Genomic DNA, 19,075 nt, shown 5'->3' with positions numbered 1-19,075 from the left:
CTTAAATAGCGCAAGCGTCCCGTGGCTTTTGCCCAACGTTTTCGACAAAATTCTTGGTGTCTCTTTGTGTCTTGGTGGTTAACCATTTTTCACCACGGAGGCACCAAGAGACACAGAGGTAATTTGGGTATTTGTGGTGTATAAATTGCATATAAACTGCCGGCGCCGGTGGTCATTTAATCCTGATCAACCAATCAATTCCCTTATTTTATCGATGGCCCTGTAAAGGAGTTTTCTGGCCGAGTTCTTGTTTTTCATGTCCATGACATCGGCGATTTCAGATTGTGTAAGGCCTTCGTAGTAATAGAGCAGCACCGCCTCTTTTTGTTTTACCGAAAGCCCCTGCAGCGCACTCCGCACCTGCTTCAACCGGGTTTGAATTCGTTCCTGGTCGATAATGCCCTCTTCCCGGGATATATATCTCTTCGGAAATTTGTCGTCGCAAACCAGGCTCACTAATTGAGGGTTCTTTAATTTTTTTTTCCTGTCCCTGATGATCCTGTAGAGCGATTTGTACAAATAAGGTCTTACTGCCGACACCTCGCCAAGAAAAGCTCTCCTTCTTAGTAAACCGAGAAACAGTTCCTGTATAACATCTTTTGCGGTGTCGCGGTCAGTGTATTGAACAGCAAAACGGAACAATTCCTGTGAATATTTTTGGTAGATATAAACGATTGCCTCCTCGTTCGAATTTTTGAATCTTCTCCAGATTTCTGCTTCGCTCAGGTTTTCCATGAGCGACCTCACCCTCTGGCTTTCAGCCTTATTGCCAAATGCGTGTAAATCGGTTTTAACAGAATCAGGGCGAGTTGCCATAGTATCGAATGCTTTGAACTAAATCAATATATGAAAAATAAATCTAATAATCACATTTAAATCCTGTCAAGTTAAAGCCGGGGTATTTATGTTGCCAACACACATCCGGTTTTTGTCTTTATTTTAAAGCACAACAGCCAAAATATAATAAAATTCAGCTCATTTTAAAAAATCAGTTGCCCTTTATGGCACACTTCCGATATTCTTTCCCTCTCTAAAGTATGAATGACCGGGTAAAGTATGATGACAACCTTGTATTTTTGCCTGGAAAATTTAATGAGTGGAAAGTTTTGGAAAAGCTAAACTACAGGGATTACGACGCCCTTAATTTTATTAAGGATGAATTTTTTGTCCGTTGGGTTAAAAACCCGACAAAGGAGTCTTCTGACTTCTGGGAAAAATGGATTGCCAGTCATCCTGAAAAGCATGAAGAAATCATTTTGGCCAAAAGTTTGGTACAAACCATGGATTTAGCTAAAGATGAACAATTGAATGAGCAGGAGTCACTGGAAATTTTAGATGAAATTCTGGCCAAAAGGCCCGGTAAGTACGAGAAGATTGATTCCGGCCATCCGTATTCACTACTCCTCAAAGTAGCCGCCTCGATCATCATCATATTGTTATCAGCCCTTTTCCTGTGGAAAGCGTCTTACCCTCCCGCCTATGATGAGCAATTGGAAGCCATGCCTGGTTGCGTTGTGAAAGCCAATCCTCCGGGCCAGCGGTCTGTTATGTTTTTGGATGACGGATCCAAGGTAACACTCAGCTATGGCAGCAAAATATCTTACCCGAAACCTTTTAAAGAAAATGAAAGAACAGTTACGATGGAGGGAGAGGCATATTTTGAAATAGCCCATGATAAAAAAAGGCCTTTTAAAGTACTATCGGGAAATATTGTTACAGAGGCATTAGGCACCTCATTCAATGTTAACTCGCGTTCCGGTAAAGATGACATTGTGGTATCCTTGGTTAGCGGAAAGGTTCGCGTCTGCCTCAAAGACAAGGGATCGGGCTCTGAAGATTCTGAATTTATCATCAATCCCGGTGGGCAGATCTCTTACAACAGGAAGGCAAAAAATTTTTCAATGAATGATTTTGTTCCCGATGAGGTGATTTCGTGGAAAGACGGAGTGATCGTATTTAGCCATGCCAGCCGGACAGAAGTGTTGAGCAGGCTTGAAGCGTGGTACGGGGTTGAAATCACAGAATCGAACAAAAGCAAATCGCCCTGGAACTTAACCGCACGGTTTGACAACCAACCCTTAGAGAAAGTACTCAATTCGTTAAGTTTTGTAATGAAATTTGACTTCGAAACCAACGAGAAAAAAGTAATGCTGAAGTACAGATAAATAAGATGAATAGCAACCGACCAGAAGCTTTGGTTGGCATTAAATGCCCATGCCGCCGGATTGGGGGAAATTGCCAACCTGATTGAAACTGCCACCAAAAAACAGTTATCAAAAGCCATGTGGTCCGGATTTTGGTTTTGAGGCCGACGGGATGACATTACCGGAACGCGTAACTCCGGGACAGGTACTTTTAGATACCGGGTATAGGAAAGGTTTGTATGGTTTACTATGAAAGAAAGGCGGTTTACCAATCGGATCAGGTCGGCGCTTTAAAAATCAAGATCTGAATTGGAAGGATAATTTATGATCGGTTTAGGTTAATATAGGTTAATGGTCGAAGTCAGTATCACTGTATTTTTGTCATTCGAATCCAACGCATATAACTATGAAGATAATCCGGAAGGATTTCAGGTTATTTAATAAAAATGCGCTTGAAAAGGGTAGCTATTATCGGCGGTGGAATCATCGGTTTATATACAGTCTGGGACTGGGAAGAAGCGGGGTATAAAGTCACGGTGGTGAAAAAAAATGACTTCCACGATGGCTGCTCATGCGGAAATGCCGGAATGATTGTTCCAGGCCAGATCATACCGATGCCCTCGCCGGGGGTTCCGGCCAATGGGCTCCGGTGGTTATTCAACCCCAAAAGCCCCTTGTATATCAACCCGGGCCCGGATCTAAATCTGGCGTCCTGGCTGTGGAATTTTTTTCGTAGCCGAGAAAGAAGCATTTGAGCTGGCGACCCTTGCCAACAAGCTGGGGATAAAGGCACAGGTACTTTCAAAGAACGGACTTGATGCGCTCGGTCCGGCTGTCGGATACAATTGAACCGGCACGTTTCGGGATATGCTGAATTTTACATCCTGATCAGGCGTAAACGACGTTGAAGATTGCCTGATATCAGGAGATTTTATTTGAAACATAAATAGAAATGATGATTTACCGACAAAGCAGTACGATGCAATTAATTTGTAGCCACTTAATGGGACACCCATCGGATTTATATCCTCTATTAATATTGAGTGTAGCTCAGAAGCGTAAATGTACGAATATACAGAAGCGTCTCGTGGCTGTTGTACAAAGCATGTTATCGTCCATACGGGCCGGTGCCGTGAGAAAGGTCAAAGCAGGTGCCGTGACCCGGCTTTGGTAAAGCCCTGGTACGCTATTTGGAAGTATTTGACGTTTCATTCGGAATGAATTGAGTTAAAAAATCAAAACCTTGGGATCCTGGTCACAGAACAGGCATAGGTTGTGTAACAGCCGCGGGAGGCTGGTGCAGGTTTTGGAGTTGGTTTAGGTTTCGATCGTTCACCATCAGGAAATTGTAACTTGAAATATGAAAGCCTTACCTTTTTTAATCTACAAAAATTCAAATACCTCCTTCTACGTCCGGGAGGACAAACAAAAATACTTTTATGATTGCCTGCACATGCACGCAGAGATTCAATTATCGTTGATCCTAAAGGGAGAGGGCCAACTGATTGCCGCTGATTATGTTGGAAATTTTAAGCCAGGCGATATTTTCGTTATCGGCTCCAACATTCCCCATGTTTTCAGGTGCAGCGAAAAGTACTATTCCGAAGACTATACAGGTCATGTACACGCTGTATCTATTTATTTTGACTGGGAAATCTTTCGGGAGCAATTTTGGAATCTGCCGGAAGTAAGGTACATTTTTCAGAATGACACTAAAATCCGGAGAGGATTGAAGATTGGGGTGAAGCACCGGAAAGGATTAAAAAAAATGATCCTGGATCTATTAAAAAGTGAGGGACTGGACAGGATCATTTTATTTTTAAAAATTCTCCACACGATTACCACCACAGAATACCATCATTTGCTGACTGAGATGGTGGAGGTCCAAACAAATCCTTATGAAAGGGACCGCCTGGCCAATGTTTACCAATACACCCTGGAAAATTTCAGCAAAGATATCAGCCTTGAAGATGTGGCAAATGTGGCTAACCTGACGGTAAATTCCTTTTGCAGGTTTTTCAAAAAAAGCACCAGGAAAACCTATTTCGAATTTCTGATCGGAGTGAGGATCGCCCATGCATGCAGGCTCTTGCGCGATTGCGATACGCTGGAAATTTGCGCCATCTGCTACAGGGTGGGTTTTAATAGTGTGCCTAATTTTAATCGTCATTTCAAGCGGTTTACAGGCTACACGCCTTCTGAATACCGGTCTTTTACCCATAAAGATCTTAAAAAACTGGTCGCTTAATGCATTTTGAGGCTGGCCATAATTATCATCTATACTATTGTAAGACATATGAACAAAAAATTAGTTTTAATGTTATCCGGTTTGCTTGGACCGCTGGCAGTTTACGGACAAGGCAGCAGGCCGGATTACCCCATTTCCCCGGTAAAATTCACACAGGTTGAAATCACTGACTCCTTTTGGAAAGAACGCATAGAAACCAATCGCAGGGTCACGATTCCGATTGCTTTCCAGCGTAGTGAAGAAACCGGAAGAATCAAAAACTTCAAAGTAGCCGGAGGGCTGGAGGAAGGCACCTACAACACCCGCAGGGGCTATGATGATTCGGATGTATATAAAGTAATGGAAGGGGCTGCCTATTCCCTGCTTCAATCACCTGACAAGCAGTTGGAGGCCTATCTGGATACCTTGATATACTACATCGGCGAAGCCCAGGAAGAAGATGGGTATCTTTTCACCGTAAAAACTATTCTGGGCGTATCTGATGAGCACAGAGATTCCAAAAAGCCAAAATGGGTTGAAATAGAGCAGGGCTCACACGAGCTATACAATGCAGGGCATATGTATGAAGCTGCAGTTGCCCATTATGAAGCGACTGGTAAGCGTAACTTTCTGGATATAGCGATTAAAAATGCCGACCTTATTGAGCGGGAATTCGGCTGGGGCAAAAGGGAAGTGGTACCGGGCCATCAGGAAATAGAGATAGGCCTGGTGAAATTATACCATGTTACCGGACAAAAAAAATACCTGGATCTGGCAAAATTTTTCCTGGATAAAAGGGGTAAAAATGAACATAAAACCACGTACAATCAATCCCATAAGGAAGTAACCGAACAGGACGAAGCAGTAGGTCATTCCGTAAGAGCGGCTTACATGTATACCGCCATGGCAGATGTTGCCGCCTTGACAGGAGATCAGTCATACATCACGGCGATGGACAGGCTATGGCATGATATCGTGGATGCCAAATTATATATTATCGGTGGTATTGGTGCGGCGGGAGGTCACGAGGGTTTTGGGGGAAAGTACGAATTGCCCAATCTTACCGCTTACAACGAAACATGTGCAGGAATTGCTAATGTTTTCTGGAATTACCGTTTGTTCCTGACCCACGGTGATGCCAGCTACATGGACGTGCTCGAGCGATCACTTTATAACAACGTTTTGTCCGGCGTATCATTGGATGGTAATCAGTTCTTTTACCCCAACCGGCTGGAATCAAGGGGCAAAACCAAAAGAAGCGAATGGTTTAACACCTCCTGCTGCCCGTCAAATATTTCCCGGTACCTGCCATCGGTACCCGGATATATCTACGCGGGAACACAGGATAATTTGTATGTCAATTTATTTATTTCAAGCAAAACGGGGCTGGAAGTCGGAGACCGGGAGGTTGAGGTGGCGCAAACGAGCCAATTGCCCTGGTCAGGCAGGGTTGAATTGCAGATAAATCCCCGCAACACCACCGATTTTGCCCTGAAAATCAGGATTCCCGGCTGGGCGGCACAGAAACCGGTGCCATCTGATCTTTATTCATTTGTCAACGGGCCGGCATACAATACAAAAATAAAAGTCAACGGAGAAAATGTGGATTATACCGTAGAAAAGGGTTATGCAACGCTGCGCAGGGAATGGTCGCCCGGAGATGTGGTGGCAGTCGACTTTCCCTACGAGGTGAGGATGATAAGATCACATCCGCAAATAACCGAAAACACGGGCCGGGTGGCATTGCAGGCAGGCCCGGTAGTCTACTGTGCAGAGGGTTTTGACATCAAAGATGGCCACGCCAATAACCTGTTGCTGGACCCGGATCAAAAATTTGAGTTTACTTATGAAAAGGATTTGCTGGAAGGTGTCATGACAATTAATGGTTATGCAGATATTCTCATGGAGGTCAAAAACGGCGGTGTTGAAAAAGAAAGAGTGCCATTCAAAGCCATTCCCTATTACGCCTGGGCCAACAGGGGCGTTAGTGAAATGCTGGTTTGGATTCCTGCTGATCCAGCCTATGCAGTTGCGGAAAAATTACCTACAATAGCGTCAAAGAGCAAAGTAGAGACCTCCAAAAAGAAAAGGGCAGGTAACCTGAGTGCTGTTAATGATCTGTACAAACCTCGCAAAGACGAACATGCGGAAATTAGCAATTTCAATTGGTGGCCGGTAACGCGTGCGACTGGTACTATCACCTATACTTTTGAAAAGCCCGAAGAGATTTCTGCCAGCACAGTCTATTGGTTCGAAAGCCCTGATGGCGGTATCATTTACCCCCTTTCCTGGAAGCTTTATTACAAGGATGGAGCGAAATGGAAACCTGTTAAAGGCGCCAGGTATCCGGTCAATGAAACCGGCGAGCCAAGCCAGGCCACGTTTAAAAAAATTACTACCGATGCCATGAAGTTAGAACTTAAAATAGGAGAAAAGCCTGCCGGATTATATGAATGGGAGATTCAATAAAGAAAGTAAAATGCGATTTTTGAAAATATTCACGTCATTTGTTTTATTGTCGTCATGTACTGATGGCAATCCGGGCCCTGATGACTATCCGGGCGCTGAACATCAGAGAAACAATCATTATATCACCAACGCCGCTCCCTTGATGGCACAACCTTACACAGCGCTGCCGTTAGGGACGATAAAACCTCAAGGCTGGTTGAAAACAATGTTGGAAACGCAACGCGACGGGCTGACCGGTAATCTGGATAAGGTATACGCTATCGTGGCCGGTGAAAACAACGGCTGGCTGGGCGGCACTGGCGATAGCTGGGAAAGGGGACCTTACTGGATCGATGGCCTGGTACCTCTGGCCTATTTACTTGATGATCGAAAATTACTGCAGAAAGCCCATAAATGGGTCGAATGGAGTATTAAGAATCAAAGGGACGACGGATATTTCGGCCCTCATCCTTACGATCCGCAAACGCCGTTGATTAAGGGAACCCAACAGAAAATGAGTGAAGATTGGTGGCCTAAAATGGTAATGCTGAAGGTGTTTCAGCAATACTATTCCGCTACAGGGGATGTCAGGGTGATCGAGCTGATGTCTGAATACTTTAAATATCAACTGGCCCGGCTTCCTGACAATCCGCTGGATAAGTGGACTTATTGGGCAGGGCGCCGCGGTGCCGACAATTTACAAATCGTCTATTGGCTGTATAACATTACCGGGGAGGATTACCTGCTAAACCTCGCCACCCTGATTCATAAGCAAACCCATGATTGGACCTCCGTGTTTTCAGGGGATGCTTTAACAAGGACCAATCCTTATGTATCACTTCACTGCGTCAATGTCGCCCAGGGCCTGAAAGCGCCTGTCATCTACTATCAGCAAAGTAAAGACTCCACCCATCTTAGGGCGCCACTGCTTGGCCTGGAAAAATTAAAGGCAGTACACGGGTTTGCCAATGGTATGTATGGAGGGGATGAGGCACTGCATGGGAATGATCCTACACAAGGATCCGAACTTTGTTCGGCGGTTGAGATCATGTACTCCTTTGAAAGCATGCTGCCCATTACCGGCAATACTTACTATGCCGATTATTTAGAACAGATAGCGTTTAACGTACTGCCTACCCAGCACAACGACGATTTCACCAAAAGGCAATACTTTCAGCAGCCCAACCAGATTAAAGTGTCGCACGAATACCGCAACTTCGATTGTGAATATGGAGGAAGCACCACCCTGTTTGGTGTTACCACCGGATATCCCTGCTGTGTTGCCAACATGCATCAGGGATGGCCCAAATTTACCCAAAACCTGTTCTATGCCACCGGCGATAATGGCGTGGCAGCCCTGGTTTATGCCCCCTCTTCGGTCGATGTAAAAGTAGCCGATGGCGTAAATGTGCATATTGAGGAAAAAACACAATACCCTTTTGAGGAACAAATTGAATTCATTATTAATCCGGAAAAGGAAACCACTTTTGCATTTCATCTAAGGATACCGGGATGGTGTGCCCGGCCTCGCGTTACAGTGAGCGGCCAGGAGCACGCCGTAGAACAAGGAGCACACATCGTCAAAATAGAAAGGGCATGGAAACAAAATGATAAGGTTGTCCTGGAGCTTCCCATGGAAATAGCGATTGACAGGTGGTATGAGAAATCGGCATCTGTTCAAAGGGGGCCATTGCTTTATGCTTTGAAAATCGAGGAAGAATGGAAAGAAGTGAGCAAAGATAATTGGCCTGATTCCTTTTTTGAAGTCTGGCCAAAAAGTGCCTGGAACTACGGTATTCCTAAGAAAATCCTGGATAATAAAGACTTTGAGGTGGTAAAAACCAGTGGGCAGATAGCAGCCATGCCCTGGAATCCCGAAAATGCGCCACTCAGGATTATCACCACCGGCAAACAAATACCTCACTGGAAGGAGTACAACGGAAATACGGGCAAACTTCCTGTGTCGCCCTGGCCCCACCGGGAATTGGGGACAGAGGAGGAAAAAATAGCGTTAATCCCCTATGGTTGTACCACATTGAGGATTTCCCAATTTCCGGTAGTAGATATTCATAAAAAATAACCCTGACAGCAGGATATAAACGCGGGTTTCAAGATCCCTGACCCAAAGGAAAAAGAACTGAATAACCAAGAACTATGAAAAAATTATACTTTTTTGTTTTTTGTGTCTTCCTTTTTTGCTGCACTAACCAGAAAAAAGAAACCGAAAAGCCAAACATCGTCCTCATCCTGGCAGATGACATGGGTTTCTCCGATCTGGGCAGTTACGGCGGGGAGATTAACACGCCAAACATCGATCAACTGGCCTACGGCGGTGTCAGGTTTACTAATTTTTACAATGCTGCCAGGTGCTGCCCTACAAGGGCGAGTTTGCTGACCGGACGCTACCCACACCAGGCCGGCGTTGGTAGCATGGTTTACCGAAATTACGGCGGAGCCTATCAGGGTTTTTTGAATAAGGAAAGCGTGACCCTGGCTGAGGTATTGCAAAGCTCCGGGTACAAGACAATCATGTCAGGCAAATGGCATGTGGGCCACAAGGAAGGTCAATGGCCCACTGACAGGGGATTCGATAGATTCTACGGCATCCACATGCATGTGGATAGTTATTGGAAAGTACTTAAAAATTGTGAGGTGTATCAGGACGGTAAACTGTTGATCCCTGCCACAAATGATCCGGTCAATCATATTTTCCCCGAACAGGACTGGTACACCACCGATGTATTTACCGATTATGCCATCAAATTCCTTGAGGAAGAAAGAGAAAAGGACGATCGACCATTTTTTTTATACATGGCCTATAATGCCCCGCATTTCCCACTTGAAGCACACGATGAAGACATCGAAAAATACAGGGGGCAATACATGGAAGGATGGGATAAGCTAAGGAAGGAAAAATTTGAAAGCATGAAAAAAACAGGGGTCATCCCCGACAATTCGGTGCTGTCACCCTCCGAAAATGCCAAATGGGATACTTTAAGCATGGAAGACCGGCTGGAATTGGATTTCAGAAGGGCCATATATGCAGCCCAGATTGACAGGTTGGATCAGAACATCGGCCGGTTGGTAAACCATTTGAAACAGACCGGGGCGTATGATAATACTTTAATCATCTTTTTATCTGACAATGGATGTTCCGCAGAATCCGGCCAGTTCGGCATGAATTGGGGTAAATACAAAATAGAGAATTACGCCGAATGGAAAGAAAAAAGCGGTTGGTCGATCAGCCAGGGCCAGGCATGGGCCAATCTGAGCAATGTTCCGTTCAGGCTTTACAAACGTTACACACACGAGGGCGGTATAGCTACCCCTTTTATTGTACACTGGCCCGGAAAAATTCAAGATCCCGGAACATTTCAAAGGTCAACCGGCCATGTGGCAGACGTTATGTCGACCCTGGTTGAGGCAGCGGGGGCTTTGTATCCTGAAAATTATAATGGGCATGATATAAAACCTACGGTGGGTAAAAGCCTTATACCTTTGTTAAATAGTGCTGAAAGGCAGGATAATAAATACATCTATTGGGAGCACCTGGGACACAGGGCCATAAGAAAGGGTGACTGGAAACTGGTGGCCGAATCCGGCAAGGATTGGGAATTATATAACCTTGTTGATGACCCCGCTGAACTGAACAATTTGATCAATGAAAAACCCGAACTTTCCGAAGCGTTGAAAAATGCCTACTTCCGGTGGGCAAAGGAAAATGATGTCAGGGAGGTTCCATTAAAGAAACCATGATGCTGCCAGACCATTCTCGTGTTTAATCGATGGAAAAACTATCCAAAATAGCACAAAGATATGCTTCGGTACCAGGCAATGAAAAAAGGTTTGCTTTTGCCGGTCAGCCCGACAGTATTATCTGGAAACATTTCAAAAAAGGTGATGAAGCAGCTTTTATTTATATATATGCTAATTATTTTAATGAGCTTCTGGGATTTGGATTCCAGATCACCTCACATATAGGAATTATAGAGGATGCCATCCAGGATGTTTTCGTCGATCTGAGGAGCAGGCATACGCCCCTGCCGAATCTTAAGGTTTCGATTAAAGCATTCTTATTCAAGGCTTTGAAGAATAAAATTTTGGCATATTGCAAACGCGACCAAAAACAGATGGCGGTGGCAGACAGATTTTGGGATCCCGGCTTTAACGTTTCCAAGTCAATTGAAGATAAAATTATCGATGAGGAAGGAAACGGACAAATCGCCAGGCAGCTCAGGAATTTTATCGCTTCGCTGACCCGCCGGGAGCGGGAAATCATTTACTACCTGTATTATCAGAAAATGAGTTATGAGGAGATAAAAGACGTCATGAATTTTGACAATGTGAAATCTGTCAGAAACCTCCTTTATCGTTCGCTTTCAAAGCTAAAATTAAAATTTAACTGAAACCTTGTCGGCCTGTCGACAAAGTTTTTTAGGATAACCAAACTTCAGGATACTTTCTTTAAAGTAAGCATTCATAAAAAAAATGATTTTTTTTGGTGTCATTTTGAGTGTTTTCAATACTTACGTTCAAAGGCGGTATACAAATGAATAAATACACGCAATATGAGCTTGAAGATTTTTTGACAGATGAGTGGTTCATAAAATGGGTAAAAAAACCTACCTGGGAGAGCGAGATTTTTTGGGAAAAGTGGCTAAAAAAAAATCCTGAAAAACAGCCATTGATAAATAAGGCAAGAATCATCATCGAGAGCGCCCACTATGATGAGCCCGGATATAATTTAAAATCCTACAACAGAATTCTGGAGAATGTTTTAAACAACAGCTATTCTTTCAGGCATCCGGTGAGCAGGAGAAAGAGCGGCCGTAAAAGCGTAATTTTCACTTTAACCGCCACGATGGCTTTAATCATAGTTTTTTCATTTTTTCTGATTAAAAACGGCTACCGGAAAGATGTGCTTCCATCTTATCAAACTGTTGTTAAGTCAAACGAAAAAGGCGTAAAGTCAAACTTCACGCTGCCTGATGGGACAAAAGTTTATCTGAATTCCGGGAGCCGTCTGACTTTTTCCCAACCATTTAAAAGAAGCCATGTATCGTTGGCTGGAGAAGCTTTTTTTGAAGTAGCCGAAGACCCCGCCAATCCTTTTACAGTGAATTCAAAAGGGATCGACATCACTGCGCTGGGTACCTCTTTTAATGTCAGGGCGTTTGCCGGTGAGGAAAAGGTGAGTGTTGTGCTGCTGGAGGGCAAAGTCAGCGTCGATATGAAAAATCAAAGGTCTTTTGACAGCAAGTTGATAAATCCGGGAGAGAAAATATCGCTCGATGTTACCGGCGGTGAAGTGAATATCTCTGAGATTGATCATGATAACGATTATGTGTGGAAAGATGGCATCCTGGTATTCGGCCAGGTAAGTTTTGAAAAATTTGTGGCTGAGATCGAAAGGTGGTATGGTGTGCATGTAACCGTGAATTCTCCTCCAAAAAAGCAATGGAGGTTCAAAGGCAGATTTGAAAAGCAAAGCCTGGAAGTGGTACTGGAAAGTGCCCGGTACACTGAAGGTTTGAATTATACTATTAATAAAAAAGAAGTGCAGATAACCTTTAATTGACCCTGTTATGAAAAATATCAATAGCCCTTAAATGTAGAGGAGCCCTACATATGAAAGCCCCTCTTTTTGCTTCAGCATAATTGCAAGTTGGCGCTCGGATTATGCTAAAGCGCTCAATGTTTGTTTAATATATTGACCTCAAATGTATGAAAAAATCTTTTTACCACTATTTAAAAGTTGTGACATTTTACTCATTCCTAGGATATGTATTACAATGCTTTTTCCTATCAGCCCTGATCGCCGGAGAAAGCAATGCACAGAAGGTGAAAAGCATAAGAGAAGTAAAAATCAACGCAAATTTCATCAACGCTTCCGTGATTGAAGTATTCGAGACCATTGAATCGACTACAAATTATGACTTCATTTATGACTCAAGGATCATAAAGACCGGAGAGACGTTTAATTTAAAGGCCCGTCGGGCCTCTGTTGCTGACGTATTAATCGAACTTTCAAGACGGTACAATCTGAAGTTCAAACAAATCAACAGGATGATTAACGTCAGTGAGATAGAAAAAAAGGAAGAACTGGCTATCGAAATAATCCATCAGGAAATCGAGGTCAGCGGGACGGTCACAGATGTGGATGGTGAAGGCATTCCCGGTGTTAATATATTGCTGGTGGGTACCTCACTGGGTACCGTTACTGATTACAACGGCAAATATAATATTTCGGTGCCATCCGATGAGTCAGTGCTGGCCTTCAGTGCCATAGGCTATATCAAAGAAGAGATTGTTGTAGGCAACAGGAAAGTAATAGACATTACATTGCTTCCTGATTTAACGCAACTGGAAGAGGTGGTAGTCGTAGCCTATGGTACCACAAACAAATCTGCATTTACCGGTTCTGCGGCATTTATAGAGCCGGAAAAAATCCAACAAGCTGCTTCCTCGAATATAAGTAACGCCTTACAGGGTTTAAGTCCCGGGGTCCAGGTGCTTGCCAATACAGGTCAGCCCGGGGCTGACGCCACTATTCGAATCAGAGGCTTCGGTTCTTTAAGCTCATCCAATCAACCCCTGATCATTGTAAATGGGAGCCCTTACGAGGCACCATTAAGCAGTATTGCCCCCAACGAAATAGAAAGCATTTCAATCCTGAAAGATGCTGCATCCACTTCCCTTTATGGGTCCAGAGCCGCCAATGGGGTGATTTTGATTACCACTAAGTCTGGCAAGCCTAACAAAACCGTGATCAACTTCAGGGCTACATGGGGGACGTCGGACTTTGCCGTAGCACTGCCCGATAAACTGGATGCGGCAGATCAGTATGAGGCCGTCTGGGAAGGTTTTTATTATGATAATTTACAAAGGGGTTTGTCTGATGATGCCGCCAGACAAAATGCCTCCGACAGGGTGACAGACAGGTTTTTTATAGCCAGGCCGCACACCAATTTTTTGGGTGATGAGAGACAGTACCGGAGCAATTGGAACATGGATGATCCGGTGGGGCTGGATGGAAGAATAAAACCTGAAGCCGAGCTGCTGTATGAATATGACTGGCACGATATTTTCGAACCCAAGCTGAGGCAGGAATATGCCTTTGATTTAGCCACAGGGCTATCTGAAAATACCAATTTATTCGCCTCGACCTCTTATCTGCATGATAAGGGTCAATATTTTAACCAGGATTTTCGACGATGGTCTACCAGACTTAACCTCAACTCAAAGCTCAGCGAACGAATCGGTTTAGAGGCTTCGTTATTTTATTTGCGGACCGACCAGAATAATCCGGGTGAGTTTGCCCGCTTTATCAGAACGGTTCCAACACCGATACATCCTTATGAATTTAACCATGAAACCGGTGAGTTTTTTACCGATGTCTTTGGCAACAGGGCCTTACAAAAAGGGGGTGCTCAGTCTTATTCGGGAAGGCGGTTTTTCGGTGGGGCTAATCCGTTTGATTTTTCCATTGCTCCCGGGGAACCGGACGCTTATGCCTTTAACATCAATAATAGAAATCAGATCATTAATAAAATCGGTTTGCATGTAAATATTATCGATGGATTGGATTTCCGGACAAATATCATCACTGATTATACCGTATCTAACAGGCATCAGTACATATCTCCGGTGCAGGGAATTGAAAGGGCCGAGGGTTTTGCCCTTAAAAGAAACCTGGCCCGGTTCGCTTACACTTTCAACAGTTTCCTGGAGTATAAAAAAAGCTTTGGAGAGCATGGTTTGACAATTATGGCAGGAAACGAATTATTTTCCTGGAATCGTGACCGGCTTTCAGGCACCAAGCAGGTATTTGCCGTTCCCGGGTTTTTTGAGTTAGATGCGGGCTCTGCAGAACCTACAGCCAGTTCATTCGAAACGGACTATCGCCTGGTCAGTGCCTTTTCACGCCTGGAATATGATTATAGTGACAAAATTTATTTAAGTGCCAGCTACAGAACCGACGGTTCATCCAGATTTTCCGAGGAAAACCGGTGGGGTAATTTTTGGTCTGTGGGCGCAGGATGGAGATTGTCAGAAGAAGCTTTTATGGATAATGCAATCTTTGTCAACAATCTCAAATTAAAGGCCAGCTACGGAACCACCGGTAATGATCAGGTCGCTATCAACGATCAAACATCGCTTAATAATCAAATCGCCCTTTATGCTTATCAGGCTTTGTATGACCTCTCTTACAACTTCTATGAAAATCCAGGCGCTATAGAGCAAAAGCTCCCGACCCCCAACCTTAGATGGGAAAAAAATATTCAGTTGAATGTCGGTGTCGAATTTGAGCTTTTTGACAGATTTTATGGAAATATAGAATACTTTATCAAAACATCCGATGATCTGTTATTTCAACGGCCGCTGCCACAATCTTTCGGTATCACTGTGGTCAATGATAACATCGCCGAAGTTCAGAATAAAGGTTTTGAAATTGATCTCCATTATGACGTGTTCAATAACAGGGATTTTAGCTGGACTGTTTCTGTTAATGCAACCCACTATAAAAACGAGATCCTTGAATTACCTGAGAGTGAAGTTTTAGTAGGTTTAAGAAGATGGGTTGAAGGCAGGTCTATTTTTGAATACTGGACACCTACCTGGGCAGGTGTCGACCCGGAAACCGGCGACAATACATGGTTTTTGAAAGAATTCGATAATGAAGGAAATGTGATCGGCAGAACGCCGACAAATGCCTGGAATCTGGTCAACAACCAACCTAACCATGATTTTCAGGGGTCCTCACTCCCCGACCTGTTCGGAGGTGTATCGAGCACAATAAAATACAGGGGATTTGACCTTTCATTTATGTTTTATTACAGCTTAGGGGGCATTATGCTGGATAATGCTTTCCGGGAAAATATCAATATGAGAAATGCATTCGGATTGATCGACTTTTACAGGGATAATCACTGGACCCCTGAAAATCGCGATACAACCATTCCGAGACCTTCTCATGTAAACTTTGCCGACAATGGACGCAGCTCCAACCAGTACATGTTCGATAATGACTTTCTAAGACTGCGGACCGTAAACCTTGGTTATACCTTCCCCTCCCAAATTACCGACAACATAGGGTTGACCAGTCTGAGGGTATTCATGCAGGCTGAAAACCCATTCACCTGGGGAAATGCGGCAGATCGTGGTACCGACCCCGAAATTGCAGGTTTTGATGGTTCCAGTGACTATAACTGGGGTATCAGAAAAACAATTACCGGCGGTGTTCATCTTCAATTTTAACTCACGAAAATTCAGGAAAATGAAAAAGTTAATTAATCTATGTGTTATTTCCGGTTCATTGCTGTTGGGTTTTTCTTGTAAGGAGTACCTGGATGTACAGCCAACGGTTAATGTTTCGGAAGAACAGCTATTTGATAATTTATCGGGACTGGAGGTTGTACTTAACGGTATTTACAGATCTATGTTGACCGATCCAAACGGAATGAATGCGGGTATAGCCGGAATGCAAATTTATAATCTCACCGCTTCCCCCGATTTATGGGTCAGGGAAATAGGAAATGGCTTTTACTTCAGCAGCATATTTTTGTCGGTGAGAACAGAATCCGCCGGTACTTTTGCTAACCAGACCTGGGGATATCATTACCGGCTGATCAATAATTGTAACATTATTCTTTCGGAGGTGGATAATTTCTCCGGCCAGCCGGAACTGGCGGCTTCTGTCAAAGGCCAGACACTTGCCATCAGGGGGTATGCATATTTTAATTTGGTCAGGTATTTCCAGCAAACATACAGCATTGCCAGCGATGAGCCCGGGGTGCCCATCTATCTGGACCGGGCCACTCCCGACAGGGAACAAAATGACAGGGCGCTTGTCAGTGATGTATATGCAAGAATTTTGGAAGATCTGAATGGTGCCCTGGTCGAATTGGAAAACTGGTCGCGCCCCGGCATTGAATTTATCAATAAGGATGTAGTGAATGGTATTTTGGCCCAGGTTTACATGACCATGGAAAATTGGAGCGAAGCCGCTAGCCATGCCAATGCTGCCAGAAATGGTTACACACTCATGACACCGGAACAATACCAGTCGGGATTCGATGAAGCCAACGACGAATGGATCTGGGGATTCAGACAAACGGAAAATGATAACATCCAGACCACAAACCTTTTTTCCAGGTGGAACATCAATGACCACCGGCCTGCGGGCACAGTTTTCGGAGCTGAAACGCTGAGGGTCAATGAAAGCTTTGTTGACCTGTTTGATGACACGGATGCGAGAAATCAGTTTTGGTTCAAATCTGCCGGAGAGATAAATTCGGGATGGGCTTCGGACAAATTCAGGGATGATGGCTCGAACTTTTTGGGGGACATGATCGTCATGCGCGCAGCGGAAATGCTTCTCATTGAGGCAGAAGCGCTGGCAAGACAAGATGGTAATGAAGCGCAGGCTTTGGCATTGTTAAATGAATTGCAAAATACCCGGTTGGTTGAAAACCCTACAAACACCACCGATCAGGCAGCATTGCTGGAAGCGATCTGGATAGAAAAACGAAAAGATCTTTACTCTGAAGGCCTCGTTTTCTGGGATTTACTGCGAAATCAGTTGGATCTTGTGAAAGCAGGAGATGCCAGGGATCCGGTTAACATCCCTGCCAGATCTTACCGGTTTATCATGCAAATACCGGATGATGAGATGAATTTTGGCGGAATTTCAGTGCAAAATCCACTGGATGAAATTTTTTAAAATCGGCGCGATGATTATACCTTCATGGATTATATACATGTCCTGTTTTTGGGGAATATGCTCCTGGCACAGGATGGCGGGCGAAAGTGTGATATCCGGGACCAGGTTATCCGGCCCGGCGAAAGCGGCAACCGGCCCCAATGTCATACTCATTCTGGTAGATGATCAGGGTTGGGGCGCCACCTCCGTGTTGATGGATGATCAAATACCCGAATCAGCCAGTGATTTTAACCGGACACCCCACCTCGAAAAACTGGCAGAAGCGGGGATGCGATTTGTGCAAGGATATGCGCCGCATCCCAATTGTTCACCCAGCAGGGCCAGCATTCAAACAGGCAAAAGCCCGGCGAAATTGCATTTCACTGATATAATAGGCCGGGTAGGTGGCAATGAAAATACCACCAACCGCCTGATCAGGCCACGGCACATTAACGGTTTGGTTGATAATGAGGTGACGATCGCCGAATTAATTAAACAGCACAGGCCTGAATATGCCACGGCACACTTCGGCAAGTGGCATATGAAAGGAGGCGGTCCTGAAAATCACGGCTACGATGTAAGCGACGGCTCAACAGGAAACGGCGAGGGAAACAGGAAATATCCCCAAAACCCCAAGGATATATTTGGTATCACCCGGCGGGGAATTTCCTGGATCGAAGAAAATGTAGAGAAAAACAAGCCATTTTTTATGATGTTGGCCCATTATGCCACCCACAAGTACATCGAAAACCTGCCATCTACCTTAAAGACTTTTGAAGAATTACCCGGAGGGACCAGACACGACCACGCTGCCCATGCCGCCATGACCTACGATCTGGATACAGGGGTAGGCATGATTATGGATAAAGTAAAGGAGCTGGGGATCTCGGATAACACATACATCATCTATCTGGCAGACAATGGTAGCTTTCCAGGGTTAAACCCCGCTAATACAAACGGGCCATTGCGTGGGTGGAAAGCTACCTTATGGGAGGGCGGCATCAGATCGCCTTTCCTCATTGCCGGGCCAGGCGTTAAGGGAGGTACTTTGAGTCGTGAAAGGGTCGTTGGCTATGATCTTTACCCTACCATTGCCGAATGGTTAGGGATCAAAGCCATTTCTCCGGAGATCGAGGGAGGAAGTCTTTGCAACATCCTGAAAAACGAAGGAAACGGACAGGTATCCCGTCCACATGATTTTCTGGTGTTCCACTGGCCCCGTTATGTGCTAAGCAAGGGTTCACACCCCTCTACTGTCATCTTTAGAGGGGATTACAAGCTGCATAAATTTTATGAAACCGGGGAGCTGCGCTTATACAATATCAAAGAAGACATCGGTGAAAACAAGCCCCTGAATCGTGAACATCCTCATGTCGTGGAAGTGTTACACCAGGCTATGCAGGACTACCTGAAGGAAATCGATGCCGGCATGCCGCGGGTTAATGCCAGGTATGACGAGGCAAAGGATCCGGGCAGGAAATTCAAAGATTTGAAAGAAGCCCTCATGCTTGTGGAAAAGTAAACCATGATAAAATTGAATTTTCGAAACCTAAA

Annotated in this window: 12 protein-coding genes; 11 read left to right on the top strand and 1 reads right to left on the bottom strand. The window is 44.5% G+C overall.

Features of this window, described 5'->3' with window-relative positions:
- Window positions 1–186: 186 nt before the first annotated feature.
- A complete protein-coding gene (locus tag AC04NP_RS18425; protein ID WP_482861399.1) occupies window positions 187–816 on the bottom strand; it encodes an RNA polymerase sigma factor in 630 nt (209 codons plus the stop codon).
- A 221-nt stretch (window positions 817–1,037) separates the two neighbouring features.
- On the opposite strand from AC04NP_RS18425, the gene AC04NP_RS18420 reads away from it, so the two are divergent.
- From AC04NP_RS18420 to AC04NP_RS18370, 11 genes are all read left to right on the top strand, one after another.
- Complete coding sequence (locus AC04NP_RS18420; protein WP_482861398.1) at window positions 1,038–2,165, top strand: FecR family protein; 1,128 nt, start codon at window positions 1,038–1,040, stop codon at window positions 2,163–2,165.
- 425 nt (window positions 2,166–2,590) lie between these two features.
- Window positions 2,591–2,899, top strand: coding sequence for an FAD-dependent oxidoreductase (locus tag AC04NP_RS18415; protein ID WP_482861397.1), 309 nt, complete (start codon window positions 2,591–2,593; stop codon window positions 2,897–2,899).
- A gap of 605 nt (window positions 2,900–3,504) precedes the next feature.
- Window positions 3,505–4,392 (top strand): helix-turn-helix domain-containing protein, encoded by an 888-nt coding sequence (locus AC04NP_RS18410; RefSeq protein ID WP_482861396.1) that lies wholly within the window; start codon window positions 3,505–3,507, stop codon window positions 4,390–4,392.
- Window positions 4,393–4,440: 48 nt separating this feature from the next.
- On the top strand, window positions 4,441–6,840 hold the full coding sequence (locus AC04NP_RS18405) for a glycoside hydrolase family 127 protein (RefSeq protein WP_482861395.1): 2,400 nt from the start codon (window positions 4,441–4,443) through the stop codon (window positions 6,838–6,840).
- 10 nt (window positions 6,841–6,850) lie between these two features.
- Window positions 6,851–8,899, top strand: a complete 2,049-nt coding sequence (locus AC04NP_RS18400) for a beta-L-arabinofuranosidase domain-containing protein (RefSeq protein WP_482861394.1) — start codon at window positions 6,851–6,853, stop codon at window positions 8,897–8,899.
- A gap of 74 nt (window positions 8,900–8,973) precedes the next feature.
- A complete protein-coding gene (locus AC04NP_RS18395; protein WP_482861393.1) occupies window positions 8,974–10,575 on the top strand; it encodes an arylsulfatase in 1,602 nt (533 codons plus the stop codon).
- A 29-nt stretch (window positions 10,576–10,604) separates the two neighbouring features.
- Window positions 10,605–11,225 (top strand): RNA polymerase sigma factor, encoded by a 621-nt coding sequence (locus AC04NP_RS18390; protein ID WP_482861392.1) that lies wholly within the window; start codon window positions 10,605–10,607, stop codon window positions 11,223–11,225.
- Window positions 11,226–11,368: 143 nt separating this feature from the next.
- A complete protein-coding gene (locus tag AC04NP_RS18385) occupies window positions 11,369–12,397 on the top strand; it encodes a FecR family protein (protein ID WP_482861391.1) in 1,029 nt (342 codons plus the stop codon).
- Between the two features lie 146 nt (window positions 12,398–12,543).
- On the top strand, window positions 12,544–16,077 hold the full coding sequence (locus AC04NP_RS18380) for a SusC/RagA family TonB-linked outer membrane protein (protein ID WP_482861390.1): 3,534 nt from the start codon (window positions 12,544–12,546) through the stop codon (window positions 16,075–16,077).
- Between the two features lie 19 nt (window positions 16,078–16,096).
- Complete coding sequence (locus AC04NP_RS18375) at window positions 16,097–17,542, top strand: RagB/SusD family nutrient uptake outer membrane protein (RefSeq protein WP_482861389.1); 1,446 nt, start codon at window positions 16,097–16,099, stop codon at window positions 17,540–17,542.
- Window positions 17,529–19,043 carry a sulfatase gene (locus AC04NP_RS18370; RefSeq protein WP_482861388.1) on the top strand — a complete coding sequence of 505 codons (1,515 nt, stop codon included), beginning with the start codon at window positions 17,529–17,531 and terminating at the stop codon, window positions 19,041–19,043. The genes AC04NP_RS18375 and AC04NP_RS18370 overlap by 14 nt, the downstream gene beginning before the upstream one ends.
- Window positions 19,044–19,075: the final 32 nt, after the last annotated feature.

The organism is Agaribacillus sp. DX54, from assembly GCF_056858335.1.
This window is presented reverse-complemented; position numbering and strand designations above follow the sequence as displayed.